The organism is Pseudomonas cichorii (assembly GCF_003700275.1).
GTDB lineage: Bacteria > Pseudomonadota > Gammaproteobacteria > Pseudomonadales > Pseudomonadaceae > Aquipseudomonas > Aquipseudomonas cichorii_B.
The window spans coordinates 81,527-105,313 of record NZ_RBRE01000042.1; the positions used below are offsets into that span (position 1 = coordinate 81,527).

At 58.7% G+C, this 23,787-nt stretch carries 20 protein-coding genes and 1 pseudogene; 9 read left to right on the plus strand and 12 right to left on the minus strand.

Annotated features, from left to right (window positions below; all coding sequences use genetic code 11):
• Positions 1-95: 95 nt before the first annotated feature.
• Positions 96-527 carry a hypothetical protein gene (locus ALQ04_RS26745; RefSeq protein ID WP_147466589.1) on the plus strand — a complete coding sequence of 144 codons (432 nt, stop codon included), beginning with the start codon at positions 96-98 and terminating at the stop codon, positions 525-527.
• A gap of 83 nt (positions 528-610) precedes the next feature.
• On the opposite strand, the pseudogene ALQ04_RS27260 reads toward ALQ04_RS26745, so the two are convergent.
• Positions 611-709: pseudogene (locus ALQ04_RS27260) on the minus strand (transcriptional regulator); the annotation flags it as partial.
• 350 nt (positions 710-1,059) lie between these two features.
• Between ALQ04_RS27260 and ALQ04_RS11925 the strand changes: the two are divergent.
• Entirely contained in the window at positions 1,060-2,262 is a 1,203-nt protein-coding gene (locus ALQ04_RS11925; RefSeq protein WP_122315963.1) for an O-antigen ligase, read from the plus strand.
• Here ALQ04_RS11925 and ALQ04_RS11930 read toward each other — a convergent pair.
• Positions 2,252-3,142 (minus strand): glycosyltransferase, encoded by an 891-nt coding sequence (locus ALQ04_RS11930; RefSeq protein ID WP_122315964.1) that lies wholly within the window; start codon positions 3,140-3,142, stop codon positions 2,252-2,254. The genes ALQ04_RS11925 and ALQ04_RS11930 overlap by 11 nt on opposite strands.
• Positions 3,143-3,291: 149 nt before the next feature.
• Entirely contained in the window at positions 3,292-4,548 is a 1,257-nt protein-coding gene (locus ALQ04_RS11935) for an acyl-CoA thioesterase/bile acid-CoA:amino acid N-acyltransferase family protein (RefSeq protein WP_122315965.1), read from the minus strand.
• A gap of 141 nt (positions 4,549-4,689) precedes the next feature.
• Between ALQ04_RS11935 and ALQ04_RS11940 the strand changes: the two genes are divergently transcribed.
• The 5 genes from ALQ04_RS11940 (at position 4,690) to ALQ04_RS11960 (ending at position 10,124) form a co-directional block, all read left to right on the plus strand.
• Positions 4,690-5,757, plus strand: coding sequence for an FUSC family protein (locus ALQ04_RS11940; protein ID WP_122315966.1), 1,068 nt, complete (start codon positions 4,690-4,692; stop codon positions 5,755-5,757).
• Positions 5,758-5,768: 11 nt separating this feature from the next.
• A complete protein-coding gene (locus ALQ04_RS11945; RefSeq protein ID WP_122315967.1) occupies positions 5,769-6,230 on the plus strand; it encodes an Lrp/AsnC family transcriptional regulator in 462 nt (153 codons plus the stop codon).
• 136 nt (positions 6,231-6,366) lie between these two features.
• Positions 6,367-8,046 carry an NAD(P)/FAD-dependent oxidoreductase gene (locus tag ALQ04_RS11950; RefSeq protein WP_122315968.1) on the plus strand — a complete coding sequence of 560 codons (1,680 nt, stop codon included), beginning with the start codon at positions 6,367-6,369 and terminating at the stop codon, positions 8,044-8,046.
• Between the two features lie 18 nt (positions 8,047-8,064).
• Positions 8,065-8,865, plus strand: coding sequence for a carbon-nitrogen hydrolase family protein (locus tag ALQ04_RS11955; RefSeq protein ID WP_122315969.1), 801 nt, complete (start codon positions 8,065-8,067; stop codon positions 8,863-8,865).
• A 128-nt stretch (positions 8,866-8,993) separates the two neighbouring features.
• Complete coding sequence (locus tag ALQ04_RS11960; protein WP_122315970.1) at positions 8,994-10,124, plus strand: AGE family epimerase/isomerase; 1,131 nt, start codon at positions 8,994-8,996, stop codon at positions 10,122-10,124.
• Between the two features lie 57 nt (positions 10,125-10,181).
• Here ALQ04_RS11960 and ALQ04_RS11965 read toward each other — a convergent pair whose 3' ends face one another.
• The 6 genes from ALQ04_RS11965 to ALQ04_RS11990 form a co-directional block, all read right to left on the minus strand.
• Positions 10,182-10,946, minus strand: a complete 765-nt coding sequence (locus ALQ04_RS11965) for an SDR family oxidoreductase (RefSeq protein ID WP_122315971.1) — start codon at positions 10,944-10,946, stop codon at positions 10,182-10,184.
• Positions 10,947-11,687: 741 nt separating this feature from the next.
• Complete coding sequence (locus tag ALQ04_RS11970; RefSeq protein ID WP_122315972.1) at positions 11,688-12,404, minus strand: ABC transporter ATP-binding protein; 717 nt, start codon at positions 12,402-12,404, stop codon at positions 11,688-11,690.
• Positions 12,401-13,276, minus strand: coding sequence for an ABC transporter ATP-binding protein (locus ALQ04_RS11975; RefSeq protein ID WP_122315973.1), 876 nt, complete (start codon positions 13,274-13,276; stop codon positions 12,401-12,403). The genes ALQ04_RS11970 and ALQ04_RS11975 overlap by 4 nt, the downstream gene beginning before the upstream one ends.
• Positions 13,273-14,574 carry a high-affinity branched-chain amino acid ABC transporter permease LivM gene (livM, locus tag ALQ04_RS11980; RefSeq protein ID WP_122315974.1) on the minus strand — a complete coding sequence of 434 codons (1,302 nt, stop codon included), beginning with the start codon at positions 14,572-14,574 and terminating at the stop codon, positions 13,273-13,275. Before livM ends, ALQ04_RS11975 begins: the two co-directional genes overlap by 4 nt.
• Before the next feature lie 2 nt (positions 14,575-14,576).
• Positions 14,577-15,491 (minus strand): ABC transporter permease subunit, encoded by a 915-nt coding sequence (locus tag ALQ04_RS11985; protein ID WP_122315975.1) that lies wholly within the window; start codon positions 15,489-15,491, stop codon positions 14,577-14,579.
• A gap of 164 nt (positions 15,492-15,655) precedes the next feature.
• Positions 15,656-16,792 (minus strand): ABC transporter substrate-binding protein, encoded by a 1,137-nt coding sequence (locus tag ALQ04_RS11990; protein WP_122315976.1) that lies wholly within the window; start codon positions 16,790-16,792, stop codon positions 15,656-15,658.
• 479 nt (positions 16,793-17,271) lie between these two features.
• On the opposite strand from ALQ04_RS11990, the gene pncB reads away from it, so the two are divergent.
• Complete coding sequence (pncB, locus tag ALQ04_RS11995; RefSeq protein ID WP_122315977.1) at positions 17,272-18,495, plus strand: nicotinate phosphoribosyltransferase; 1,224 nt, start codon at positions 17,272-17,274, stop codon at positions 18,493-18,495.
• Between the two features lie 27 nt (positions 18,496-18,522).
• On the plus strand, positions 18,523-19,350 hold the full coding sequence (nadE, locus tag ALQ04_RS12000; protein WP_122315978.1) for an ammonia-dependent NAD(+) synthetase: 828 nt from the start codon (positions 18,523-18,525) through the stop codon (positions 19,348-19,350).
• Between the two features lie 143 nt (positions 19,351-19,493).
• On the opposite strand, the gene azu is transcribed toward nadE, so the two are convergent.
• The 3 genes from azu to ALQ04_RS12015 form a co-directional block, all read right to left on the minus strand.
• Positions 19,494-19,940, minus strand: coding sequence for an azurin (gene azu, locus ALQ04_RS12005; protein WP_122315979.1), 447 nt, complete (start codon positions 19,938-19,940; stop codon positions 19,494-19,496).
• 365 nt (positions 19,941-20,305) lie between these two features.
• The gene (locus tag ALQ04_RS12010) at positions 20,306-21,199 is read right to left on the minus strand and encodes a transglutaminase family protein (protein WP_122315980.1); all 894 of its coding nucleotides are present in this window, start codon (positions 21,197-21,199) and stop codon (positions 20,306-20,308) included.
• Positions 21,199-23,697 (minus strand): circularly permuted type 2 ATP-grasp protein, encoded by a 2,499-nt coding sequence (locus ALQ04_RS12015; protein ID WP_122315981.1) that lies wholly within the window; start codon positions 23,695-23,697, stop codon positions 21,199-21,201. Before ALQ04_RS12015 ends, ALQ04_RS12010 begins: the two co-directional genes overlap by 1 nt.
• Positions 23,698-23,787: the final 90 nt, after the last annotated feature.

A 23,787-nucleotide genomic window follows, 5' to 3' on the forward strand; every position in this document is an offset into this window, starting at 1 on the left:
TTAAGCAGTTGGCATATGTCCTACGTCATCAATTTACCACTACTGAACCAAAGGCTTACCTGCCTGAAAGACAGCAATTACTCAAGGAAGCATGCATGAACACTACAAGGAGCCAAACCATCCTCAATCGTCTGCCACCCGTCTCTCCCCGCCCCGAAAACGCTGCCGATTACACCGGCAAGCGACGTGGAAAGATGACTGCGATAGCCTGGTATCGGCCAAGTCGGTCAGGAAAGGGAACTCTCTGGTGGTGCCGCTGTGATTGCGGGCTGTTTGAATACCGTCGACCGGGCACATGGGAAAGCCGACCGTTTCCTGATGACATGTGCAATTCTTGCCTGAAGGCCAAGGGCCCCAATGCAAGGCATACGGCTCCAGGACGTCTGCAGCGGTGGATTGACAGCTTGCGCAGCCTGGGCCTGAACGATGCGGATATTGCACAGATTCAGACATCGGGCACGATGGTTGAAACCAAGGGCAAGACTGCCATTGAGATACGCCAACAGATGGCTAATGTGCATACGTGACAAAGCGCATGTGTCCTGGCGAGAGCCAGTGCCGATATGTCTCTGAGCAGAGCGCTCAGGCGTCGCAACCTGCGGCAAGGTCGTCACCATTCAAACACCCCATGAATTTCATCAAGCGTCGGCATGACAGCTGGTATAACCGAGGGCTCACAGTCCAGCGTTCCCAGCACTCGTGCGTAGCTCTCTGAAAATCTCCCGCCCACAGGTGTCGAATCGCCTCATGCGAGCATCTCACCCTCCTAACCGGGGATTTCTCTATATAAATGATGAGCTTGCAATGATTTTGAATAAAGCCTCACGCCCTTTTCACCCGCTGACGTGTAAGCTACCGGCGCCGGCAATGTTGGGGACGCTGGCTTGTTCGGAAATTGAGGACCACCGGTCTGCGATAAAGACCGGTAATTTTTGAACTTCTTTGGCGCAAAACACGGCCAACCGTTTTCATGAAGACTAAAACAGCCCGCAAGATACTCCTGATAAATCAAAGGCGTATCCCATACAATTACAGGGTTTATATAGATGGGCACGAAAAATGTCAGTTGATGTATCACTAGAGAGTAGAAACCACCGTTTGAGCAATCTGATCACCAAATACTTATTACCGCTAGGCTGGCTGATTACTCTGACAGGGATTTTCTGGATCTGGGATAGAGCGCTCTACCACAAGCTTTTTTATATTTTCCTGGCCTTCCCCACCTTTCTGGCGCTGGTCCTGCAGCCACGCTTGCTGAAGGCCCTGACCTGTAACCCGTTATTCATCGCATTCAGTGCCTTCAGTGTATATATCCTCATCAGCATTGCGTGGGCCGTGACGGAAGATGATCTGCCAGGCCTTATCAAGCGCCCGATGTACGTCATGTTGCTGTTGTTTTCTACCGGCCTCATTGCCTTGCATTACCCTGCACGGCTGGAGCAGTACACACGTCTTTCGGCTATGGTTGCGGCCTTGGTCGCAGGCCTGTCACTGCTCTATTTCCTGGCTTTCGAGATGCCGGCCGGTGAAAAACGCCTGAATGGCTACGGCGTGCTCGAAAACCCGTTGCTCACCGCTCATGTATTGGGCGCATTCGCTGCATTCTGGCTGGCCACATGGTTTCAGGCGCGCAAGGCCTGGAATCTGGTACCGATTATCTGTCTGGCGGTTCTAGGCGCAGCCATCATGGCCACCGGATCAAGGACGCCCTTGATCGGGCTCGCGGCCGCTCTGGGGTGGCTGTTACTCGTGGGCGACCGACGCCGCAGCCTGTTGGCCATAGGAGCAGCTGTTGCTGTCCTGATTGCTGTTCTGCTGATTCACCCAGACGCAATCACACAACGCGGTCTATCCTACCGGCCCGCGATATGGATGGAGTCGCTGCGCCAGATCGGCGAACACCCTTGGCTAGGCCACGGTTTCGGCACATCGATGACAGTGGTCATTCCGGGCCTGTCCTTCAATCTTGCCGATCCACACAATATGGAGCTGGGTGTGCTCTATTCGGGCGGTATCGTAGGGCTGGCCCTGTGGATGACGCTGTATGGCCTGGCGATCCGTTTCTGCTGGATCTACCGCAGTAACGCCGCCGTCACCATCGCGGCGACCTGGCTTATTTTTGGATTTGCTTCCGGGCTGACTGAAGGCAATGCCTTCATGTCACGCCCCAAGGAACACTGGTTCCTTATCTGGATGCCGCTGGCCTTGATCTATGCCCAGTCGCTGATTCACTGGAAGCAGGAGCGCGCACTCAGGAAGTAATCAACCGCCAAACACCGCGCAGGGTTTTCCTGTTCCAGTACTTGACCGGGATCTCCGCCAGGACTTCCCGGGCCAGGGTCTTGTCGCGGTTGGCGTACTTGAGCACCGTGGAATTACGAAAGTTCATGCACACTCTTTCGTACTGCGGGTGATCACTGAACACTTCGTAGGTTTTCAAAACATTCTCGACCATGAACCGCCCGTTCTTGAAGGTATTACTCGGGTGGTCACGGTACTGCGCCAACACCTCGCCAAGTATGTCGATAAAGTAACCGGCGCGTGCAATCGCTAGTTCGATATAGATATCTTCCAGACGAATCTCAGGGTTGAAACAGCCGACCTTGTCCAGCGCTTCCCGTCGAAACATCAGGGTGGCTGACGCCGGTCCCGGCTTGCGATTGAGAAACAGATCATCGAAATCCAGACGGCGGAATGCAAGGTTGCGGTTGCGCTGCTCACGCGCGCCCATGATCTGGCCATCCTGGTCGATGGTTTCGATGTTGGCTGCGCAGATGCCCACTTCGGGCTTGTCCTTCATGTATTCCACCTGGGTGGCAATACGATGGGGAAACATGATGTCGTCGGAGCCAAACGGCACGATCAGCTCACCTTGTGCACGTTCAATCGCGTCATTCAGCGTACGGGCCAGGCCCTGGTTGGCCTGAAAGCGCAAATCAAAACCGTGCTGTTCCTGGAGCTTTTTCAGCAGTTCCGGGCTTTCGTCCTTGGAGCCATCGTCAACCACCAAAAGTTCGATATTCGGGTAGGTCTGATTGATGACGCTGTTGATGCTGTCCTCTATATAGCGTGCATGATTGTAGGAAGCGATGATCACTGTCACCAATGGTGTATCAGTGACATCCTGACGTTGAGCACACATAAAAAATCCCCTGGGTTGCCTCTGTGCGGCCTTCAGTACTTTTAACTGAAAACAGCGATTACCGGGTTCAAGACTGCTGGGCCCGGTTTATATATCCCTGCAATGTTACTGGAATCGCTCATGCTTTCGTAGACACGCCACTGTCGCGATCAAGCCTGTACTCCGGCAACTGCCCGCTGCAAAAAGCATTTCACCCCACTCCATGACTGCTCATTGGCCAGCGCGTTGGCCTCGGGATTGCCGTCATCGCTATAAGTTGCCGGGATATAGGGCAAGAGAATGCTATGTCCGGCATCCTGGAAATCAAGGCGCTGGACCGGCCAGGGGTGTTGGTGGTCCTGCAGGCGCTGTTCGACCATGCGCGCAAAACGGCTGGAAGGCCATGCAGCATCGTCGCTGCCAGAGAGCAACATGACAGGCCCACGAATCCGCTCGACTTCGATGACGGCACGCGCCACGGCTTCGGGGTCGTCGAGGGCGGTGAGTATCGATTCGGCATTGCGGCGTCCGGCATCGCGGGCTTCCCAGGAAGCGGTGCGATTGTTGTTCCATACGTGAACCAGCGGCTGGCCGCGATACAACCAGGTCGGGCCGTCACGGCCCACGGCGGGATCGGCAGCGGCCTGGCCGCCATGCACCAGTGCGCTGGGAACATAGCCGATCACGGCGGATACCAGCTCAGGAAACAGGCTGCCGAGCAATAGAACCAGTTCGCCGCCACGGGACTGGCCGCTCAGGGCGATGAAATCATGGGCCGGCTTGAGTTCGCGGCGCATCCAGAGCAACGCCTGCTGGAAATACTCCAGCGGTGTATTGGAGATGTAGGCCGGCAAGCCCGGCGCCTTGAAATAGCCCAGCGCCAGGGCGGCATAGCCTCGCGAGGCGTAGAGCGCTGCCCGCGCTTCGTTGATACCGCCACCGGAACCGTTGAGGACCATCACCGCAGGATGCGGCCGTACGCCAGAGGGCATGAACCCAGAGGGCATGAACAATGTACCGACCAGCCCGTCTTCGCGGATTTCACGGCGGCTGACACCTTCACCCGCCAGACGCTGGATCATGGTCACGGCCTGATCGCTGTCCGAAAGCCGCACCTCGGTTTGCAGCGGTTCAAGCACCGAGTCCGGGAAGATGTCCTTGCTGGCCTCACCCTGCGGGCGCTGGCTCCAGAGCAAGCCCATGGCCGAGACATTAGCGTAGTCACCCGCTATCGGCGCGTCCCGCTCAAGGTCTACAACGCCCTGAGCATCTGCCGCAAAGGTCGCATGGCTCTGCCAGGGTTGCCCGGCACCACGGCAGGTAGTAGCCGTCAGGGTAATCTGCTGACCAGCCGCCAGGCCGCTTACACAAATACGTCGCGGCTCGTCCAGAAGTGCGTCAAGCGGGGTGATTGTGAGATGGGGCATCGGCTTTTCCGTAGAAACTGGTTACCTCTAACAATGACTCAAAGTGTGCAAGCAATAAACAATTCACCCTTAACTTGTGGCTTACTGGACCTCACCATCATCAAAGCATCGACCCCTTACCAGCCTCGCGGTCTTTAACGCATGACGAATTCGCGCTCTGTTTTCATCCCTTCCTGGCTTCGCCCTGTTCTGCGCCCTGTACTCGATCCGTATCGCCGCTATCGGCATGCGCGGCTGATTCATGCGGCGCGAATCGTGGTCGGACTGCTGGTGTCGATTCTGCTGACGTCGGGCCTGAACATGCCCCACGGCGAGTGGGCCTCGGTGACCATGCTGATCGTGATCGGCGGGTTGCAGCATCATGGCAACATCGGCAAGAAGTCCGTGGAGCGCGCCTATGGCACGCTGATTGGTGCAGGCCTTGGACTGTTTGTGGTGGTGCAGCAGGGCTATCTGGAAATCCCGTTGCTGACCTACGTGATGATGTCGGTGATGTGCGGTTTCTTCGCTTATCACGCGATCGGCAAGGGCGGTTACACCGCGCTGTTGTCGGCGATTACCCTGTTTATCGTGGCCGGTCACGGGGTCAACCCGATCAGTGACGGGCTGTGGCGCACGCTGGATATCATGATCGGTATCGCGCTGGCATTGGCCTTCTCCTTTGCCTTGCCGTTGTATGCAGTCTTTTCCTGGCGCTACAACCTGGCCAGCGGGCTGCGTGATTGCGCCAAGGTTTACGGGCGCATCCATCAAGGCGAACCGATCACCGCCGACGAGCATCTGAAGCTGACCGCCCGGCTCAATGCCACGATGCTGCAATTGCGCTCGTTGCTGCCGTCGGTTTCCAAGGAAGTGAAGATTTCCATGGTCGAGCTGGACGCCATACAGGGGCATTTCCGCATGTGCCTGAGCACGTTGGAAATCCTTTCCAACATTCGGCCAGTTGATCTCGATCAAGCCGCCGGCACTTCCCTGAAGACCACCATGGACGCGGACTACCGCCAGATCCGTCGGCAGCTGGTCGGCATGGCCCGCGCCCTGCAAACCGGCGCGACCGAACGCCTGGCACGTCCATCCGAGGCTGCGGCCACCCAGTCGGTGATACCGGCCGAGCTGACCGGCTATCACTTGATGACCCAACAGTTGGCGCACAACCTGGATGGCCTGCAAGAGCGTCTGGCCAAGACCGCCAGGCGCTGGAAGTTTTGAAGGAGACCGTTGTGCCCGATAGCCGCCCTCTCGCCCTCGACGATATCGACCGTCAATTGATTGCGGCCCTGCAGCTCAACGCCCGCGAGAGCGTGGCCATGCTGGCTCGACAATTGGGGATTGCCCGGACGACGGTCACTTCCCGTCTGGCGCGCCTGGAAAGCACCAAGGTCATCACCGGCTATGGTGTACGGCTGAGTCAGCGGGTCGTCGATGGTGGCTTGCAAGCCTATGTCGGCATTACCGTGCAACCTCGCTCGGGCAAGGAAGTGCTACGCCGCCTCGGCACTCTGGCGCAGGTCCAGCAGTTGTGTGCGGTCAGTGGCGAATTCGATTATGTCGCCTGGCTGCGCACTGACTCGCCGGAGCAACTGGACCAGTTGCTGGATTTGATCGGCAGCATCGATGGCGTGGAAAAGACCACCACCTCGATCATCCTCAGCAGCAAGATTGATCGCGGGCAGCCTCTTTAGCGGCCGACACGCAAAATGACTTCCTGCTTCGTCATATCGCATAAAAACACTTCATTACGACGACACTTTTCGTCTTATTAACGTGCTCATGCTTATCTAGACTGTTGTTTTTCGTTGTAGCCGATCAAGGTCCGTCATGAAAAACAATCGTCATCCCCAGGACGGCAAAAAGCCGATCACCATGTTTGGTCCGGACTTTCCTTTTCCCTTTGATGAGTGGATCGAGCACCCGGCAGGCCTGGGCAGCATCCCGGAAGAAAATCACGGCAAGGAAGTGGCGATCATTGGTGCCGGCATCGCCGGGCTGGTGGCGGCTTATGAACTGATGAAACTGGGCCTCAAACCGGTTGTGTACGAAGCCTCGAAAATGGGCGGCCGCCTGCGCTCCCAGGCCTTTGAAGGCGCTGAAGGGATCATTGCGGAACTGGGCGGGATGCGTTTTCCAGTGTCGTCCACGGCGTTCTATCACTACGTCGACAAGCTGGGCCTTGAGTCCAGGCCCTTTCCCAATCCGCTGACAGCCGCTTCCGGCAGCACCGTCATCGACCTGGAAGGTACGACCTACTACGCACAAAAACTGTCGGACTTGCCGGTGATATTTCAGGAAGTCGCCGACGCCTGGGCCGATGCGCTGGAAGCCGGTTCGCAGTTCTCCGATATCCAGCAGGCCATCCGCGACCGCGATGTGCCGCGCCTCAAGGAACTGTGGAACAAACTGGTTCCGCTGTGGGACGACCGCACCTTTTATGACTTTGTCGCCACCTCGAAAGCGTTCGCCAAGCTGTCGTTCTACCATCGTGAAGTGTTCGGCCAGGTCGGTTTCGGCACCGGTGGCTGGGACTCGGATTTCCCCAATTCGATGCTGGAAATCTTTCGCGTAGTCATGACCAACTGCGACGACCATCAGCATCTGATTGTCGGCGGCGTGGAACAGGTGCCGCTGGGCATCTGGCGTCATGTGCCGGAACGTTGCGCACACTGGCCGCAAGGCACCAGCCTGTCATCGCTGCATCGTGGCGCACCGCGTACCGGCGTGAAACGCATTGCCCGAGCCGACGACGGCAACCTGGCCGTTACCGACAACTGGGGCGACACCCGCCACTATTCGGCAGTATTGACCACCTGCCAGAGCTGGCTGCTGACCACCCAGATCGAGTGCGAAGAGTCGCTGTTTTCACAAAAGATGTGGATGGCTCTGGATCGCACCCGCTATATGCAATCCTCGAAAACCTTCGTCATGGTCGATCGTCCGTTCTGGAAGGACAAGGACCCGGAAACCGGTCGAGACCTGATGAGCATGACCCTCACTGACCGCCTGACACGCGGCACCTATCTGTTCGATAACGGCGACGACAGGCCAGGAGTGATCTGCCTGTCCTATTCGTGGATGAGCGATGCGCTGAAGATGCTGCCGCAACCTATCGACAAGCGGGTCAAACTGGCGCTGGATGCCTTGAAGAAGATCTACCCGAAAGTGGATATCGCCGCCCGGATCATCGGTGACCCGATCACGATTTCATGGGAAGCCGACCCGCATTTTCTGGGTGCCTTCAAAGGTGCACTGCCGGGGCATTACCGCTATAACCAGAGGATGTATTCGCACTTCATGCAGCAGGACATGCCTGGCGAACATCGCGGCATGTTTCTGGCCGGCGACGATATTTCCTGGACGCCCGCCTGGGTTGAAGGCGCGGTGCAGACGTCGTTGAATGCCGTGTGGGGCATCATGACTCATTTTGGTGGCAAGACATTCGCCGAAAACCCCGGACCCGGCGATGTGTTCCACGAGATCGGCCCCATCGCACTTGCTGACTGATCAGAAGGAATAACCGCCATGCGCATCGCGCTGTATCAATGCCCGCCTCTGCCGCTGGATATTGCTGGCAACCTGCTGCGCCTGGAGCAGCAGGCCCAGGCCGCTGCGCTGCAAAAGGCCGGGCTGCTGGTCTGCCCGGAGATGTTTCTGACCGGCTACAACATCGGCGCAGAGACGGCCCGCAAACTGGCGCAGCCGGCGGATGGGATGGCTGCCGCCCGGGTTGCCGAGATCGCCCGCGCCAATGGCATCGCGATTGTGTATGGCTATCCGGAGCTTGGTACGGATGGACAGATTTACAACGCCGCGCAGTTGATCGACAGCCACGGGAAAAGCCTGGGCAATTACCGCAAGACGCACCTGTTCGGTGAGCTGGACAAGTCCATGTTCGCGGCAGGCAAAGACGACTTTCCGGTGGTCGAACTCAATGGCTGGCGTCTGGGCCTGCTGATTTGCTACGACGTGGAGTTTCCGGAAAACACCCGTCGTCTGGCCCTGGCCGGTGCCGAGCTGATTCTGGTGCCCACGGCAAACATGGTGCCTTACGATTTCGTCTGTGAGGTTACCGTGCGCGCCCGTGCGTTCGAGAATCAGTGTTATCTGCTGTATGCCAATTACTGTGGCAGTGAGGGCGAGATTGATTATTGCGGACAAAGCAGCCTTTGCGCACCGGATGGCTGCCGCCCGGTAATCGCTGGCCGGGATGAGGTGTTGCTGGCTGGCACACTGGACCGCTCATTGATGGAACGCTCGCGAGCGATCAATACCTATTTCCAGGATCGGCGGCCGGGTTTTTATGCGGGGCTGGGCAAGTCGTGATTGTTCAAGGGCCTGTTCGCGAATGAATTGGCTCCCAGTGTCACGCGGGGCATCAGCACAATCCCGAGCCGGATAAACCGCCGCCTGTTAACATGGCCCGCATCTCGACACTGCCATGACTCCAGCCGATGCCCGATGCTTCCAGCTCTGCCACACAGCCTGAACCGACCGCTTTCCTTGCCCGCCTTCAGGAACACTTCCTCAAGGTAGTCGTGCCGCTGTGGCAAGGTCCCGGCTGGAATGCGCAACTGGCGTTGCCCTATGAAGCCCTGGACGCCAATCATCAGCCCTTGCCGCCGCAACGCTATCGGGCAATGGCCTGTGCCCGGCAGTTGTTCCTGTTTTCCAGCCTGATCGGCAATCCGGACTTTCCAAACGCGGCGACCCGCGCAAGCGCGCTGTTTCGTTCCCTGCAGCAGCACTTTCATGATGGCGAGCATGGCGGCTGGTTCTACAGTATCGATCCCCAAGGCCAGCCTCTGGACCGGCGCAAGGATCTCTACACCCACGCCTTCATCATTTTTGCCTGCGCCCACTACTGGGCCCGGGTCAAGGAGCCGCTGGCCGAATCGGTACTCAATGCCGCGCTGAGCGTGGTCGCCGAGCGCTTTACCGATGGCGCAGGGCTTTATGAAGCCAGCCTGGACGAGGACTGGTCAGCGCTGGGAAGCGGGCCGTTGCAGAATCCGTTGATGCATCTGGCCGAAGCGTTTCTGGCCACCTTGTCGGTACGCCCCGATCCAAGGACCCAGACGGCTCTGGATGGATTGGTGACTCACATGCAGCGTCGTTTCGTCGATCCGGCGACTGGCGTGATGCTGGAGAAACCGCTGGGCGCTGTGGATAACTGGTATGAGCCCGGGCATCAGTTCGAGTGGTTCTTTCTGCTGCACTCAACACCCGAGATGCGCGGCAGCGCCCTGCATGCGTCATTGGAGCGGGCATTCACTTTCGCCGAGGCTCAGGGTGTCGACAGCACAACCGGTGCGGTCGGTGCGATGCTGACGCTTGATGGCGTGGTACTTGATGGCACCCAGCGAATCTGGGCACAGGCCGAATATCTGCGAGCCCTGGCATTGCGCCCGGAGAGCAGAAGCCGCCTGGGTAATCAGATGATTGCGCTGCAACAGCGCTTCCTGCATGCCAAAGGCTGGCATGAATGCCTGGACGCCAATGGCCAGATCAGCCGCAGCGATATGCCTTCAACAACGCCTTATCACCTGGCCACCTGTTACATCGGATTGGCCGACACCCTGTAGGTGCCAAGTCATTCGCGATTACGCAATTTTCGCGAATGACTTGGCTCCCACAGCCGATCAACCGCGATTGCGGTCAATCGCGAATCCGGCCCAGGTCTGGCTGACCGGCATCAGTTCAAGGCTGTTGATGTTGACGTGCGCCGGAGTATTCATGATCCAGAAGATCGTGTCGGCAATGTCCTGCGGCTGGATCGGCTCGGCGCCGGCATAGGTCGCGTCGTACTTGGCCTGATCGCCGCCGAAGCGCACCAGCGAGAACTCGCTTTCACACAGACCCGGCTCCAGATTGGTAACCCGCACGCCGGTGCCGATCAGGTCGTTGCGCAGGTTCAACGAGAACTGGCCAACAAACGCCTTGGTGCCGCCGTAGACGTTGCCGCCCGGATACGGGTAGTTGCCCGCCACCGACCCCAGGTTGACGATACTCGCGCCACGCCCGTGACCGATCAGACGCGGCAACAGCAGGCGCGTGGTGTAGACCAGGCCTTTGACGTTGGTGTCGATCATGGTGTCCCAGTCATCCAGATCGCACTTGGGTGCCGGATCGATCCCCAGAGCCAGACCGGCGTTGTTGATAAGTCCACGAATGGTCGAGAACTCTTCCGGCAGATCCGCGATGGCGCTTTCCATGGCGGCACGGTCACGCACATCCAGTGTCAGGGTATGCACCCTGGTCTGCTTCGACAGTTCGGCGCTCAAGGCGTCCAGGCGCTCCTGACGGCGACCGGTCAGCACCAGCGACCAGCCCGCCTCGGCAAAACGGCGGGCGCAGGCTTCGCCAAACCCGGAAGTAGCGCCCGTGATGAATACAGTGGAAGTCATTTCGTTCTCCTGACATGGCGCAATCAAAGCGCAGCCTGTTAATAAGTTCTCGGCAAGAGCGGCAGAATGCCCGCCCGGAGCCGTCTGGATCAAGCATGTGGATAACGTCGCCCGGCAAAAGCAGTAACTGTACAAAAAACGATCAACACCAGCAAAGCCACGTTCCATAAGGGCTGCACGCTGTTTTACCCACCTTATCCACAGTCAAGCCCACAATCTCCGGGGGTAAGTGTAAAACCCTGAATGGCTTGCATTTAAAGGGCTGTAGCGGACCTGAAGAAGTTTTTCCCTTGACTTTGCAAGCGACAGACTGGCCCCCGAAAAACAGGAAAAAACCTGCATCGCTCTCCAGGCCACCAAGGATAACGCCTTGCCGACTATTTCCAGTGCTTGCCCACAGACTTATCCACAGGCTGGCGCCACATGGAAACTGTATGAACAACCAGGTATTCAGACGTTGACAAAACCCCGCCAAGGACATCCAAAAAAGCCTGATCAAAAAACAACCACACCGCTATAGCCCTTATATATAAAGGGCTCCAGGCAAATACTCCCAAGTTATTAACAGCCACTTCCACAGTAAACCTGAACAAGTCAAAACCGTGACAAAACAACCGTTTGCAGCGGCTTTATGTCGCGCTTGAGAGCCATGTCAAAATTGTTTTCCACAAATGGAAAAAACAGCGCCCCGCGTGTAAAACACGCAGGGCGCCGATGGAAAGTGCTGCTTTTTTGACTGAATCAGTGTCCGCCCAGATAAGCGTTCCTGACCTCTTCATTTACCAGCAATTCCTGGCCGGTCCCGGACAGCCGGATTTCCCCGTTGACCATCACGTAGGCACGGTCGGAAAGCTTGAGCGCATGGTTGGCATTCTGCTCGACCAGAAAGATCGTCATGCCGCTAGCCGCCAGTTCACGAAGGGTCGAGAAGATCTGCTTGACGACGATCGGCGCCAGGCCAAGGCTCGGCTCATCGAGCAGCAACAGTTTCGGACGGCTCATCAGGGCGCGGGCAATGGCCAGCATCTGCTGTTCGCCACCTGACATGGTCATGGCCCGCTGGTTGCGACGCTCCTTGAGCCTGGGGAACAGCTCGAACATGCGCTGCATGTCTTCGGCCGAATACTTGTCACCGATGGGAATGGTGCCCATCAGCAGGTTTTCCTCGACCGACATATCGGGGAATACCCGCCGCCCTTCCGGCGACTGCGCGATACCGTTGGAGGCGATGTAGTGCGACGATTTCTGGGTGATGTCGGTGCCCTGATAGATGATCTGCCCGCTGGCCGCCCGCGGCTGGCCGAAGATCGACATCAGCAGCGTGGACTTGCCCGCACCGTTGGAGCCGATCAGGCTGACCGTTTCGCCATGGTCGATATGCAGCGAGACCTTCTTGAGGGCCTGGATCGGCCCGTAAAACACATCGATCTCTTTCATTTCGAGGATCGGCTGGTTCATACCAATTCCTCTTCATCAGCGCCCAGATAGGCAGCGATCACTTTCGGGTCGTTGCGGATCTGCTCCGGCCCTCCCGTGGCAATCACGTTGCCATGGTCGAGCACCACAATATCGTCGGAAATGCCCATGACCATGCCCATGTCGTGCTCGATCAGCACAATGGTCATGTCATGCTCGTCACGTAGCAGGCGAATCATGCCGCTCAGGGCTTCGGTTTCCTGCGGGTTGAGGCCGGCAGCCGGCTCATCGAGGCAGATTACCTGCGGGCGGGTACACATCGCCCGGGCGATTTCCAGGCGGCGTTGCTGGCCGTAGGACAGTTCACCGGCCAGACGGTTGGCGCAATCCACCAGGTCCACCACTTCCAGCCAGTAGAACGCGGTATTGAGCGCGTCCTCCTCGGCCTTGCGATAACCCCTGGTATTGAGGATGCCGCTGATCAGGCTGCGGTTGACCCACATGTGCTGAGCCACCAGCAGGTTCTCGATCACCGACATTTCCTTGAACAGCCGGATGTTCTGGAAGGTACGCGCCAGCCCGGCCCGGTTGACCAGATGGGTGCCGCCGAACATCTTGTAGTACACGCGACTGAAGAAGCTTTTCGGCGATACAAAGTCTGTCGCGGCAAACGACTCGCCCAGCAGCTTGATCACATCGGTGGTCTTGCCACGGGTATGCAGTTCGATACGCCCGCCGGTTGCCTTGTAGAAACCGGTCAGGCAATTGAAGACCGTGGTCTTGCCGGCACCGTTAGGGCCGATCAGGGCGAAGATCGAGTTGCGCCGCACCTGCAGGCTGACATCGCTCAACGCCTTGATGCCGCCAAAATGCATCATCAGATGCTCTACCGAGAGAATGACTTCATTGCTCATGATGCCACTCCTTCTTTGGCCAGCACGCCTTTGCGCGGCACCACGCCGGTACGGCTGATGCGAATCAGGCCACGCGGTCGCCAGATCATCATCAGCACCATCAGGATGCCGAACAGCAGCACCCGGTATTCGGAAAAGCTGCGCAGCAGCTCGGGCGCCACCGTCAGCACAAAAGCTGCGATCACCACGCCCACCGTCGAGCCCATACCGCCCAGCACCACAATGGCGAGGATCAGCGCCGACTCGAAGAAGGTGAACGACGTCGGGTTGACGAAGCCCTGATAGCTGGCGAAGAACACCCCTGCCAGACCGGCCGTCGAAGCGCCGATGGTGAACGCCGAGAGCTTGACCAGCACATGGTTGAGACCCATCGAGCGGCAGGCGATTTCATCTTCACGCAGGGCCTCCCAGGCGCGGCCGATCGGCATGCGGGTCAGACGATGCTTGATGAACAGCACCGCCAGAACCACCAGAAACAGCACGGTGTAGATGAACAGGAATTTCAGGTCCGGGTTGTAATCGAAACCGAAATATTCGTGAATCGGAATCCCGCCCTCTTTGGCGCGACGCCCGAACTCCAGGCCAAAGAAGGTCGGCGACGGTACTGGCACACCATTCGGGCCGCCGGTGAAGGACAGCCAGTTATTGAGCACCAGACGGATGATTTCACCGAAACCCAGAGTCACGATGGCCAGATAGTCGCCGTGCATGCGCAATACCGGAAAGCCCAGAATGCATCCGGCCAATGCCGCCGCGATGGCCGCCAGTGGCAATGCCGACCAGAATCCCAGCCCGAGATACTGATAGCCCAGCGCCAGGCCATAGGCACCGATGGCATAGAACGCCACGTAACCCAGGTCGAGCAATCCGGCCAGACCGACCACAATATTCAAACCCAGCCCCAGCAGTACGTAAATCAGCCCGAGGATGACCACGGTCAGCAGGTACTTGTTGGCAAAGATCGGGAACACGATGGCGATCACGATCAGCAGCGGGATGATCCAGTACAGGCTCGATTTGTGATCAGGCTTGAGCACATGCACGCCCGAGCCGGAACTCTCGAAACTCTGGCTGATGCGAATGCCCTTGGGCGTCTGCAGGAACAGGCTCATGAGGAACCGGCCGGCCATGACCACCGCCACCAGCAGAGTGACCCGGGCCGGTTGCAGATTGAAGCTGTAGCCGTCGAGCACGATACCGACGATGGGGCCGAAGACAATCAGCGCCAGCAGGCCGGCAACCACGGCGTCGATCAGACTTTTCTTGATATCGATGGGTTTAGCGATAGGAGCAGACATACTTATACCTTCGCCACGAGTGGGCGACCCAGCAGGCCTTGAGGACGGAAAATCAGGATCAGGACCAGCAGGCCGAAACTGAATACATCCTTGTAGTCGGAGTTGATCAGGCCGGAGAACTGCGACTCGGCAACCCCAAGGATCAAACCACCGAGCATCGCGCCCGGCAGCGATCCGATGCCGCCCAGCACCGCAGCGGTGAATGCCTTGATGCCGATGATGAAGCCGGCATAGAAGTCGAAGGTGCCGTAGTTCATGGTGATCAACACACCGGCCAGCGCAGCCATGGCGGCACCGATGATGAACACGTAGGAAATGACCCGGTCAGTGTTGATCCCCAGAATCGAAGCCATCTTGCGATCCTGCTGTGTCGCGCGGCACATGCGGCCCAGCCTGGTGTACTTGATGATGTAGGTCAGCAGCGCCATGCCGGCGAATGCCGCAATGAGGATGAAGATCTTGGTGTAGGTGATCTGCACGAAGCCGGTACCGATCTCAAAGCGCCAGGCACCTTCGAGCAGCGTTGGTACGCCCTGTTGCCGTGCACCCTGACTGATCTGTGCATAGTTCTGCAGGATCAGGGAAATACCGATGGCGCTGATCAGCGGTGCCAAGCGGGTCGAGTTGCGCAGCGGCTTGTAGGCCACTCGCTCGATGACGAAACCGTAGACACCGGTCACTACGATGGTGAAGACCAGCGTGCCCAGAATCAGGAATGGAAAGGACTCCAGACCGAAGAAAGACAGGACCGCCAGGCCGATTGCGGCCAGGTAGGCGGAAATCATGTAAACGTCGCCGTGGGCGAAGTTGATCATGCCGATAATGCCGTAGACCATCGTGTAGCCGATGGCAATGAGGCCGTAGACAGACCCGAGAGTCAGTCCGTTGACCATTTGCTGCAGGAAAATACCGTCCATCACGCACGCTCACAAACTTGAAGGTCGCTCAGGGTCCTGCTCGCCATACCTTGCCAGGTACAACGAGCAGGCCGTCAGGTAACAGAAAAGTCCGGGCCCGCTGAGGTGTGAGCCCATTACCCTGCCGAACCCGCCTCAGGGACAGGTTCGACGCTGCGTCTATCTTACTTCTGCTGTTCGAGCTGCTTGTACTTGCCAGTAGCGTCCCACTGGTAAACCACATAGTCGGAGACTTTCAGGTCGCCCTTGGTATCCCAGGCCTTCTCGCCCATGACGGTCTTGACCGGGTTGGCTTTCAGCCACTCGGCAGCAGCATCGCCCTTGTTGGACTTGGCGCCGTTGAAACCGGCCGCCAGGGCCTGAATCGAGGCGTAGGCGTACAGGGTGTAGCCTTCAGGCTCGTAGCCGGACTTGCGGAATTCGTCGACCACAGTCTTGCTGTCCGGTAGCAGGCGCGGGTCGGCACCAAAGGTCATGTACACGCCATTTACGTACTGGGCACCACCGGCAGTGGTCACCAGTTCATCGGTCACGACACCGTCATCGGACATGAACTTGATGTCCTGGAGACCCTGTTCACGCAACTGGCGCACCAATGGACCGGCTTCCGGGTGCAGGCCGCCGAAGTAGACGACATCGGCACCTACCGAGCGGATCTTGGTGACCAGAGCGCTGAAGTCTTTCTCGCCACGGGTCAGGCCTTCGTAAAGAACCTCTTTCACGCCGCGCTTGGCCAGTTGCGCACGGGTCGCATCGGCAAGACCCTGGCCGTAGGTGTCCTTGTCATGGATGACCGCGATTTTCTTGCCCTTGAGCACATCGACGATGTAATCACCGGCAACCACGCCCTGCTGATCGTCACGTCCGCACATGCGGAATACTTCCTTGAGACCGCGTTCGGTAACTGCCGGGTTGGTCGACCCCGGAGTAATGACAATCACGCCCGCATCGCTGTAGACCTCGGAAGCCGGAATCGTGGATGAAGAGCAGAAATGCCCGACGACACCCACGACCTTGTCCTGATCGACCAGACGGTTGGCAACCGCCACGGCCTGTTTAGGCTCACAGGCATCGTCGCCTCTGACCAGTTTAATCTTCTCTCCATTGATACCACCTGCCGCATTGATGGCATCCGCAGCCGCCTGAGCGCCCCTCATATACTGTTCGCCAAACGATGCGTTTGCGCCGGTCATCGGGCCTGCCACGCCAATCTTTACATCAGCCTGTGCAAACGAAGACACGCCCAATGCAGTTGCCACTGCGATTGCCAGAAAACCTTTCCTGTAAAACGTATGCGACATGAGTGGTGCTCCTGAGGTTTTTTAATTAGCACTGCAACTACAAGAGTTGCCTAGAGCAAGGGGCGTGCCATCACTTTTTCATTCAGAAAAATGTCGGGATTCGGCAGTCGCGTCACTCGCTTCAGCCCTTTGCAAAAGGGCCGTGCAACCCTCTGTAACGACAAAGGTGCAACCAATCTAAAAATCGGCGCAACCATCGCCAGACAGAAACGACAACCGATATGCCCCAAGACGTGCAACCCGGCTGTAACCGGGCACGTCACCGAAGTGCACACCCCCGGTGCGCATGCGCTACGAGACGCACCATTTGAGGTTAGTGGAAGCACGGGAAAATGTTGCCGGGGTTTTCCTGCATTGAAATGCGGAACCGTTGGATCATCAGGCAAGTTAGGGGTGACAATGCGAACCCTGCTGGCCGCGAGCACTCCAATCCGGGTTCGCGAGCCAAATGTTATCGGCTGCCCTGGAGACTCGAATCAATGAGCGGGAGCGCTTTCTCGAATCGCATCGTGCAAAATCTGCTCGATACCGACTTCTACAAGCTCACCATGATGCAGGCGGTACTGCATAACTATCCCAATACCGATGTGGAGTGGGAGTTCCGTTGCCGCAACGGCGAAGACCTGCGGCCCTATCTGACCGAAATCAGGCACCAGATCGAGCTGCTCTGCGAGTTGTCGCTGAGCGACGAGCACCTGAAGTTTCTGGAACGCATCAGCTTTCTGAAACCGGACTTCCTCAGGTTCCTCGGGCTGTTCCGCTTCAATACCCGCTACGTGAAGACCAGCATCGAAAACGATGAACTGTGCATTCGCCTGCACGGCCCATGGCTGCATGTGATCCTGTTTGAAGTGCCGCTCCTGGCGATCGTCAGCGAAGTGCGCAACCGTCATCGCTACCCGGAAATAATGCTCAGCCAGGCTCGGGAACGTCTCTACGACAAGTTCGAGTGGCTGACCAGCAACGCCAGCGCTGACGAACTGGCCGAGCTGAAAGTCGCCGACTTCGGTACTCGCCGTCGCTTCTCCTACGGTGTGCAGGAAGCAGTCCTGCAAGTGCTCAAGCGCGACTTCCCCGGCCAGTTCGTCGGCACCAGCAATGTGCATCTGGCGCGGGAACTGGATCTCAAGCCCTTGGGCACCATGGCCCATGAATGGATCATGGCCCACCAGCAACTCGGCCCGCGCCTGATCGACAGCCAGATCGCCGCGCTCGACTGCTGGGTCCGCGAATATCGCGGGCTGCTGGGGATTGCCCTGACCGACTGCATCACCACCGACGCGTTCCTGAGCGACTTCGATCTGTATTTCGCCAAGCTGTTCGACGGCCTGCGCCATGACTCGGGCGATCCGGTGAAATGGGCCGAAAAATGCATTACCCATTACCAGAGGCTGGGCATCGATCCGACCAGCAAGACCCTGGTGTTCTCCGACGGCCTGAGCCTGCCCAAGGCGCTGGGAATCTTCCGCGCCCTGCGTGGACGCATCAATGTCAGCTTCGGCATCGGCACCAACCTCACTGCCGACATTCCGGGTATCGCCCCGATGAACATGGTGCTGAAAATGACCGCCTGCGCCGGACAACCGGTGGCCAAGATTTCCGATGAGCCAGGCAAGGCGCAATGCAAGGACCCGAATTTCGTCTCGTATCTGCGACACGTGTTCAAGGTGCCGGCGTTGACTGCCCCTGAAAAACCCGTTTGATTTGTCCCCACTAGCAAGGAGTGACTCATGCACGCCGTACAACTGCAGATCGCTGAACAACTCAATGTCCAGCCGCCTTTCGCCGACCATAACGCTCTGCAGGCCGAAGTGGCCCGCCGCGTCGACTTCATCAAGGAATGCCTGCTCAATGCGCGGCTCAAGACGCTGGTACTGGGGATCAGCGGCGGCGTCGACTCACTGACCGCCGGGCTCTTGTGCCAGCGCGCCGTCAAGGAACTGCGCAGCAGCACAGGCGACGACGGCTATCGTTTCGTTGCCGTACGCCTGCCGTATGTGGTGCAACATGACGAACACGAAGCCCAGGCGTCGGTGGATTTCATCGAGCCGGACGAGCGCCACACCGTGAATATCGGCGACAGCGTCAAGGCGCTGGCCGCTGAAGTAAAAGCCTTCGACGGCAAACCGGCCAGTACCGTGGACTTCGTTCTCGGCAATACCAAGGCGCGTATCCGCATGGTTGCCCAGTACACCATCGCCGGGGCTTATCAGGGCCTGGTGGTCGGTACCGATCACGCGGCGGAAGCGGTAATGGGCTTCTTTACCAAATTCGGTGACGGCGCCTGCGACCTGGCGCCACTGAGTGGCCTGGTCAAAAATCAGGTACGCGCCATCGCCCGCCATTTCGGCGCCCCGGAATCACTGGTCGAGAAAGTACCGACGGCGGACCTGGAAGACCTGGTACCCGGCAAGCCGGACGAAGCTTCCCACGGCGTGACCTATGCGGAAATCGATGCGTTTCTGCATGGCGAATCGATACGCGAAGAGGCGTTCAGGATCATTTGCGACACCTACGCCAAGACCCAGCACAAGCGCGAGCTGCCTTACGCACCGTGAGTAGCGGGCACGACAACCGATGATGGCCCCGTGGGAGCGAGCTTGCTCGCGAAGAGGCCGGTACAGTCAGCAGAAAGGCATCGTCCTCCATGCTGTCTTCGCGACCAAGGACGCTCCCACACATCTGCACCGGCTCGTGCAACTTACTTCAGCGTAACGGTGCCTTTCATCATGCTGATGTGGCCCGGGAACGTGCAGAAAAACAGGTATTTCTCGGCCGGATCAAGCTTCGCCACATCGAAGGTCACCGAGTCGGTTTCGCCAGCGCCAATCACCTTGGTATGGGCGATAACGCGGGTGTCGCCTTCCTTCAGGTAACTCTTGTCGATTCCGGCGCCCAGGCCGTCGGTGGCAATAGCCTGAGCTTCGGCCGCCTTGCTCAATACCCAGTTATGGCCCATGACCTGCGCTGGCAACTTGCCGGAGTGCGTGAGGTTGACGGTAAACGTCTTGCAGCTCTTGTCGATTTCGATGGCTTTGGTGTTGAACGACATCTGATCCGTCGAATCGACGGTGGTCGAACACTCGGCAGCCAACAACTGACCACTGGCCAACGTCAACAGAGAAATAGCTACAAGCTTGCGAATCATATGAATCTCCAAGGCTGGGTGCTTCATTAATGTGATGAGAGACTGCCCGATTCGCGGCCGGGTTCCAATGACCTGCGTCAACGTGACTCTCAAGGTAGGCTTCTCAATCCATGGCGCCGGCATGATGTCGACTATCGCCATCATCGAAACAATCAAACAGCCAGCCCGAGCACGCCACTCTACCATCGGCACATTGCCCACCATGGAGAGTCATCATGCAGCTCAATAGCCTGTTTCGCCGTTTGCTTGCCGCTTATGCATGCGGAGCCACTGCAAGTTGCCCACACGATGCCTGCGAACAGGCACGCCGCGCCGCCCGATAATTGAGCGTAGCCATTCAATGAACGATTCACAGGCCCGAGGAATTAATCGCCGAGCGGCATGACCGTCACCCGCACTTCGGGATCGTGACTGCCACCGCCCAGAATCACGCCGCGCAAGGGCGAGACATCTGAGAAGTCCCGGCCCCATGCCAGGCTGATATGCTCCAGCGCCGGCTGGATATTGTTGGTCGGATCGAAATCGACCCAGCCCGATGCCGGACAGAACACCGACACCCAGGCATGGGAAGCATCGGCACCGATAAGCCGTGGCTGGCCGGGTGGCGGCTGGGTCAGCAGATAGCCACTGACGTAACGCGCCGCCAGCCCACGGGAGCGCAGGCAAGCCAGCATCAGGTGGGCAAAGTCCTGGCACACTCCACGCCGCCTCTCCAGCACCTCCACCAGCGGTGTCGCCACTTGCGTGGCTTCACCGTCGAAGGTGAATTCCTCGAAGATCTTTTCCATCAGGGCCTGCACGCACAGCAACAACGGGCGCCCCGGCGCAAAGCAATCCTCGGAGAACTCGGCGAACGAACGCTTGAGGTGCACATACGGCGACTCGAAACGATAGCGGCAGGCTTCGAGAATATCGCTGGTCATTTTCTGGGCGCTGTAGGTCAGGGCGCTACGTGTCACTTCCCATTCAGGCGAGAGATTGAAATCCAGCTCCGGCCGCTCCAGCACTTCCACACGCAAGCGGGCGTTGACCTGCAATTCGTCATGGGGGCGTTCAAAGGCCAGGCGAGTCAGCGGGTTGCCGAACACATCCAGTTCGTCGCGGCGCGTGGTGGGCGTCGGCAGAATCTCCAGATGCTGCTCGGTGCAGCGCTGCCATGGACTGCTGCGCGGCCATAGATGCGCCAGTTGCTGAGCCAGGGAAACCGGGCTGTCGTACTTGTAATGGGTGTCGTGAAGGATCTGGTAATGGGCACTCATCAAACGGATACCGTACGTTGGCTGACATCATCGACATGGGCGAAATGGCGCAACGCCAGGCGGTCGGAAACCTGACCGCTGGTATCGCCAATGTTTTGCAGCAGATCCGCCAGCCCTTCCAGCACAGCCTTGAGGCTGCTTTCACCGAACAATGGATTTTCCAGGCTGCCCAGATCGAAGTTGGACAGGCGCTGGATCAGCACTGCAAGACTTCTGTCGCAGGGCGCTCCGAAGTCGTCGTTCAGCCGTCGCAGCGAGCGCTCTACCTGTTTGAGCTGGAACAGCACGGCATGCGGGTTCTGTTCGTCGAGCAGCAACAGGTCCAGCACCGGGATCAGATGCGGCACCGCCATGTAGCGGGAACGGTAGGTAATGCTGCTGTTGCCCAGTTCCAGCAACCAGTCCAGACCTGAATGGTCGGAAACCGCTGCAGCACGCAGGAAGGCCGCCAGGCTCGAACTGAGGAACCGCAGGCGCTCGATGCGCCGACCGATCATCAGAAAGCTCCAGCCTTCGTCACGGGTCATGTCGTCCAGGGCAAAGCCGGACAAGGCGGCCAGCGACATCACCAGCCGGTTGAGGAAATCCAGCAATTCGCCGAAGTCCGGATCTTCGGTTTCCAGGCTCGCGGCTTCGCGCTGCAACTCGACCAGCGCCTGCCAGTTTTCCCTGGAGAGCTTGCCGCGCACCTGAGACGCCGCCCACTGCAGGCGTTGCAGATTGGAGCGCAGACTGAAGACCCAGTCATCGCCCAGCAAGGCGGTAAGCAAGCGCTCAGGCAACTCTTCGTCTTCCTGCGCCTCAGGCAACAGGTTCAGGCTTTCGGCAAGCTCCACGGAAGCCTGCAGGGCCGATGGATCATCGCCATCGATATAGCGCGTCAGCATGATCCGCAACAACCGCGCACTGTCATCGCAACGCTCGCAATAACGTCCGAACCAGTACAGGTTTTCCACCACTCGGGACGGCAGATAAGGATCGCGACGAATCAGGTCGTAGACCCCCAGCGGGCGCTGGCCCTTCCACGGCTCGCCGAGATGCGAGTAATGCTCGCCCAGCACCCAGGTGTCCTTGCTCGCACCACCGCGCTGCATGGAAATCACATCGGCATCGGCTTCGGCGGCCACCCGGGTCAGGCCGCCCGGCAGCACCCGGTAACCTTCCATTCCTGCCACCGCATACAGCCTCATGCCAATCGCACGCGGTTGCAGGCCCTGGCCGTCAGGTTGCAGGACCGGCGCATGGGACAACTGCGCCAGCTCCTGCGCGACATAAGCGTAAGGCCGCGCCTGCATGCGCGCGGCCAGGGCCTTGCGTTGTTCTTCGTCCAGATCACGGCCGAACACCGGCGCGAAGCGCTGCGAAGGAAACGCGGGCTTGATCAACAGTTCGGGAAGTTTTTCCAGCGCCTGGGCCAGCACCGGCGGCTCGCCGCACCACCAGGTCGCGACCGATGGCAGGATCAGGTCCTCACCAAACAGGTACTGACTGATTTTCGGCAGGAAGCCCAGCAAACCCGGCGACTCCAGTACACCACTGCCCAAGGCGTTGGCCACCAGCACATTGCCTTGCCGTACGGCTTCCAGCAGCCCCGGCACGCCGAGCGCGGAATCGGTACGCAGCTCAAGCGGGTCGCAGAAGTCATCGTCCAGCCGACGCATGATTGCGTGTACCCGACGCAGACCGCTGAGGGTCTTCAGATAAACCGTGGCATCCCGCACCGTGAGGTCGCTGCCCTCGACCAGTGGATAACCCAACTGGCGGGCCAGATACAGATGCTCGAAATAGCTTTCATTGAAGCGGCCCGGTGTCAGCAGCACCACCAGCGGCGCTTCGTTGCTGGTCGGGGCCTGACGCGCAAGGGTCTGCTGCAAGGCGCCGAAGAAACCCGACAAATGCCGGACCTGCAGATCGCGATAGGCTTCAGGCAACGCCCGCGCAACGATCTGGCGGTTTTCCAGAGCATAACCGGCACCCGACGGTGCCTGGGTCCGATCGGCAGTCACCCACCAGCGGCCGTCCGGGGTACGCGCCAGATCGACGGCATACATATGCAGGAACGTGCCTTCCGGGGGCTTGATGCCCTGGCAGGGCCAGAGGAAGTTGTTATGGCCGAACACCAGCTCGGCAGGCAGCAGGCCATTGGCAATCAGGGTCTGCGGACCATACAGATCCGCAAGCACCGCATTCAGCAGGCGGGCGCGCTGGGCGATACCGGCTGAGACATGCTGCCATTCATCCGCGGCGATGACATGCGGCAGCAGATCCAGCTCCCAGGGACGATCGGCGCCCTTGGGATCGGCATAGACGTTATAGGTCACGCCGTTTTCCTGGATCTGCCGGGTCAACAGGGCCTGACGCTGGATCAACTGCGCAGAAGTACTGCGTTGCATGTGCTCGTACAGGCGTTGCCAGTGCGGACGGACCGCCCCACTGGCATCGAGCATCTCGTGATAAGTCCCCTCGGAAAGCGGGTAACGGTCAAGCAGGTCGGGCATGGAAGGCTCGGCAAACAGCGTAAGGACTTCAGATTAGCGCAGTCAGATGTCACACCGATGTGGACACGTCCGTGTGCATCCAACTGACTG

Coding starts and splice junctions, on each gene's coding strand:
- ALQ04_RS11930 (WP_122315964.1), bottom strand. CDS start 3,142: ATGTGTGCTCAACGTCAGGATGTCACTGATACACCATTGGTGACAGTG.
- nadE (WP_122315978.1), top strand. CDS start 18,523: ATGCACGCCGTACAACTGCAGATCGCTGAACAACTCAATGTCCAGCCG.
- ALQ04_RS11935 (WP_122315965.1), bottom strand. CDS start 4,548: ATGCCCCATCTCACAATCACCCCGCTTGACGCACTTCTGGACGAGCCG.
- ALQ04_RS11975 (WP_122315973.1), bottom strand. CDS start 13,276: ATGAGCAATGAAGTCATTCTCTCGGTAGAGCATCTGATGATGCATTTT.
- ALQ04_RS11960 (WP_122315970.1), top strand. CDS start 8,994: ATGCCCGATGCTTCCAGCTCTGCCACACAGCCTGAACCGACCGCTTTC.
- azu (WP_122315979.1), bottom strand. CDS start 19,940: ATGATTCGCAAGCTTGTAGCTATTTCTCTGTTGACGTTGGCCAGTGGT.
- livM (WP_122315974.1), bottom strand. CDS start 14,574: ATGTCTGCTCCTATCGCTAAACCCATCGATATCAAGAAAAGTCTGATC.
- pncB (WP_122315977.1), top strand. CDS start 17,272: ATGAGCGGGAGCGCTTTCTCGAATCGCATCGTGCAAAATCTGCTCGAT.
- ALQ04_RS26745 (WP_147466589.1), top strand. CDS start 96: ATGAACACTACAAGGAGCCAAACCATCCTCAATCGTCTGCCACCCGTC.
- ALQ04_RS11970 (WP_122315972.1), bottom strand. CDS start 12,404: ATGAACCAGCCGATCCTCGAAATGAAAGAGATCGATGTGTTTTACGGG.
- ALQ04_RS11990 (WP_122315976.1), bottom strand. CDS start 16,792: ATGTCGCATACGTTTTACAGGAAAGGTTTTCTGGCAATCGCAGTGGCA.
- ALQ04_RS11940 (WP_122315966.1), top strand. CDS start 4,690: ATGACGAATTCGCGCTCTGTTTTCATCCCTTCCTGGCTTCGCCCTGTT.
- ALQ04_RS11965 (WP_122315971.1), bottom strand. CDS start 10,946: ATGACTTCCACTGTATTCATCACGGGCGCTACTTCCGGGTTTGGCGAA.
- ALQ04_RS12010 (WP_122315980.1), bottom strand. CDS start 21,199: ATGAGTGCCCATTACCAGATCCTTCACGACACCCATTACAAGTACGAC.
- ALQ04_RS11955 (WP_122315969.1), top strand. CDS start 8,065: ATGCGCATCGCGCTGTATCAATGCCCGCCTCTGCCGCTGGATATTGCT.
- ALQ04_RS12015 (WP_122315981.1), bottom strand. CDS start 23,697: ATGCCCGACCTGCTTGACCGTTACCCGCTTTCCGAGGGGACTTATCAC.
- ALQ04_RS11925 (WP_122315963.1), top strand. CDS start 1,060: ATGTCAGTTGATGTATCACTAGAGAGTAGAAACCACCGTTTGAGCAAT.
- ALQ04_RS11985 (WP_122315975.1), bottom strand. CDS start 15,491: ATGGACGGTATTTTCCTGCAGCAAATGGTCAACGGACTGACTCTCGGG.
- ALQ04_RS11950 (WP_122315968.1), top strand. CDS start 6,367: ATGAAAAACAATCGTCATCCCCAGGACGGCAAAAAGCCGATCACCATG.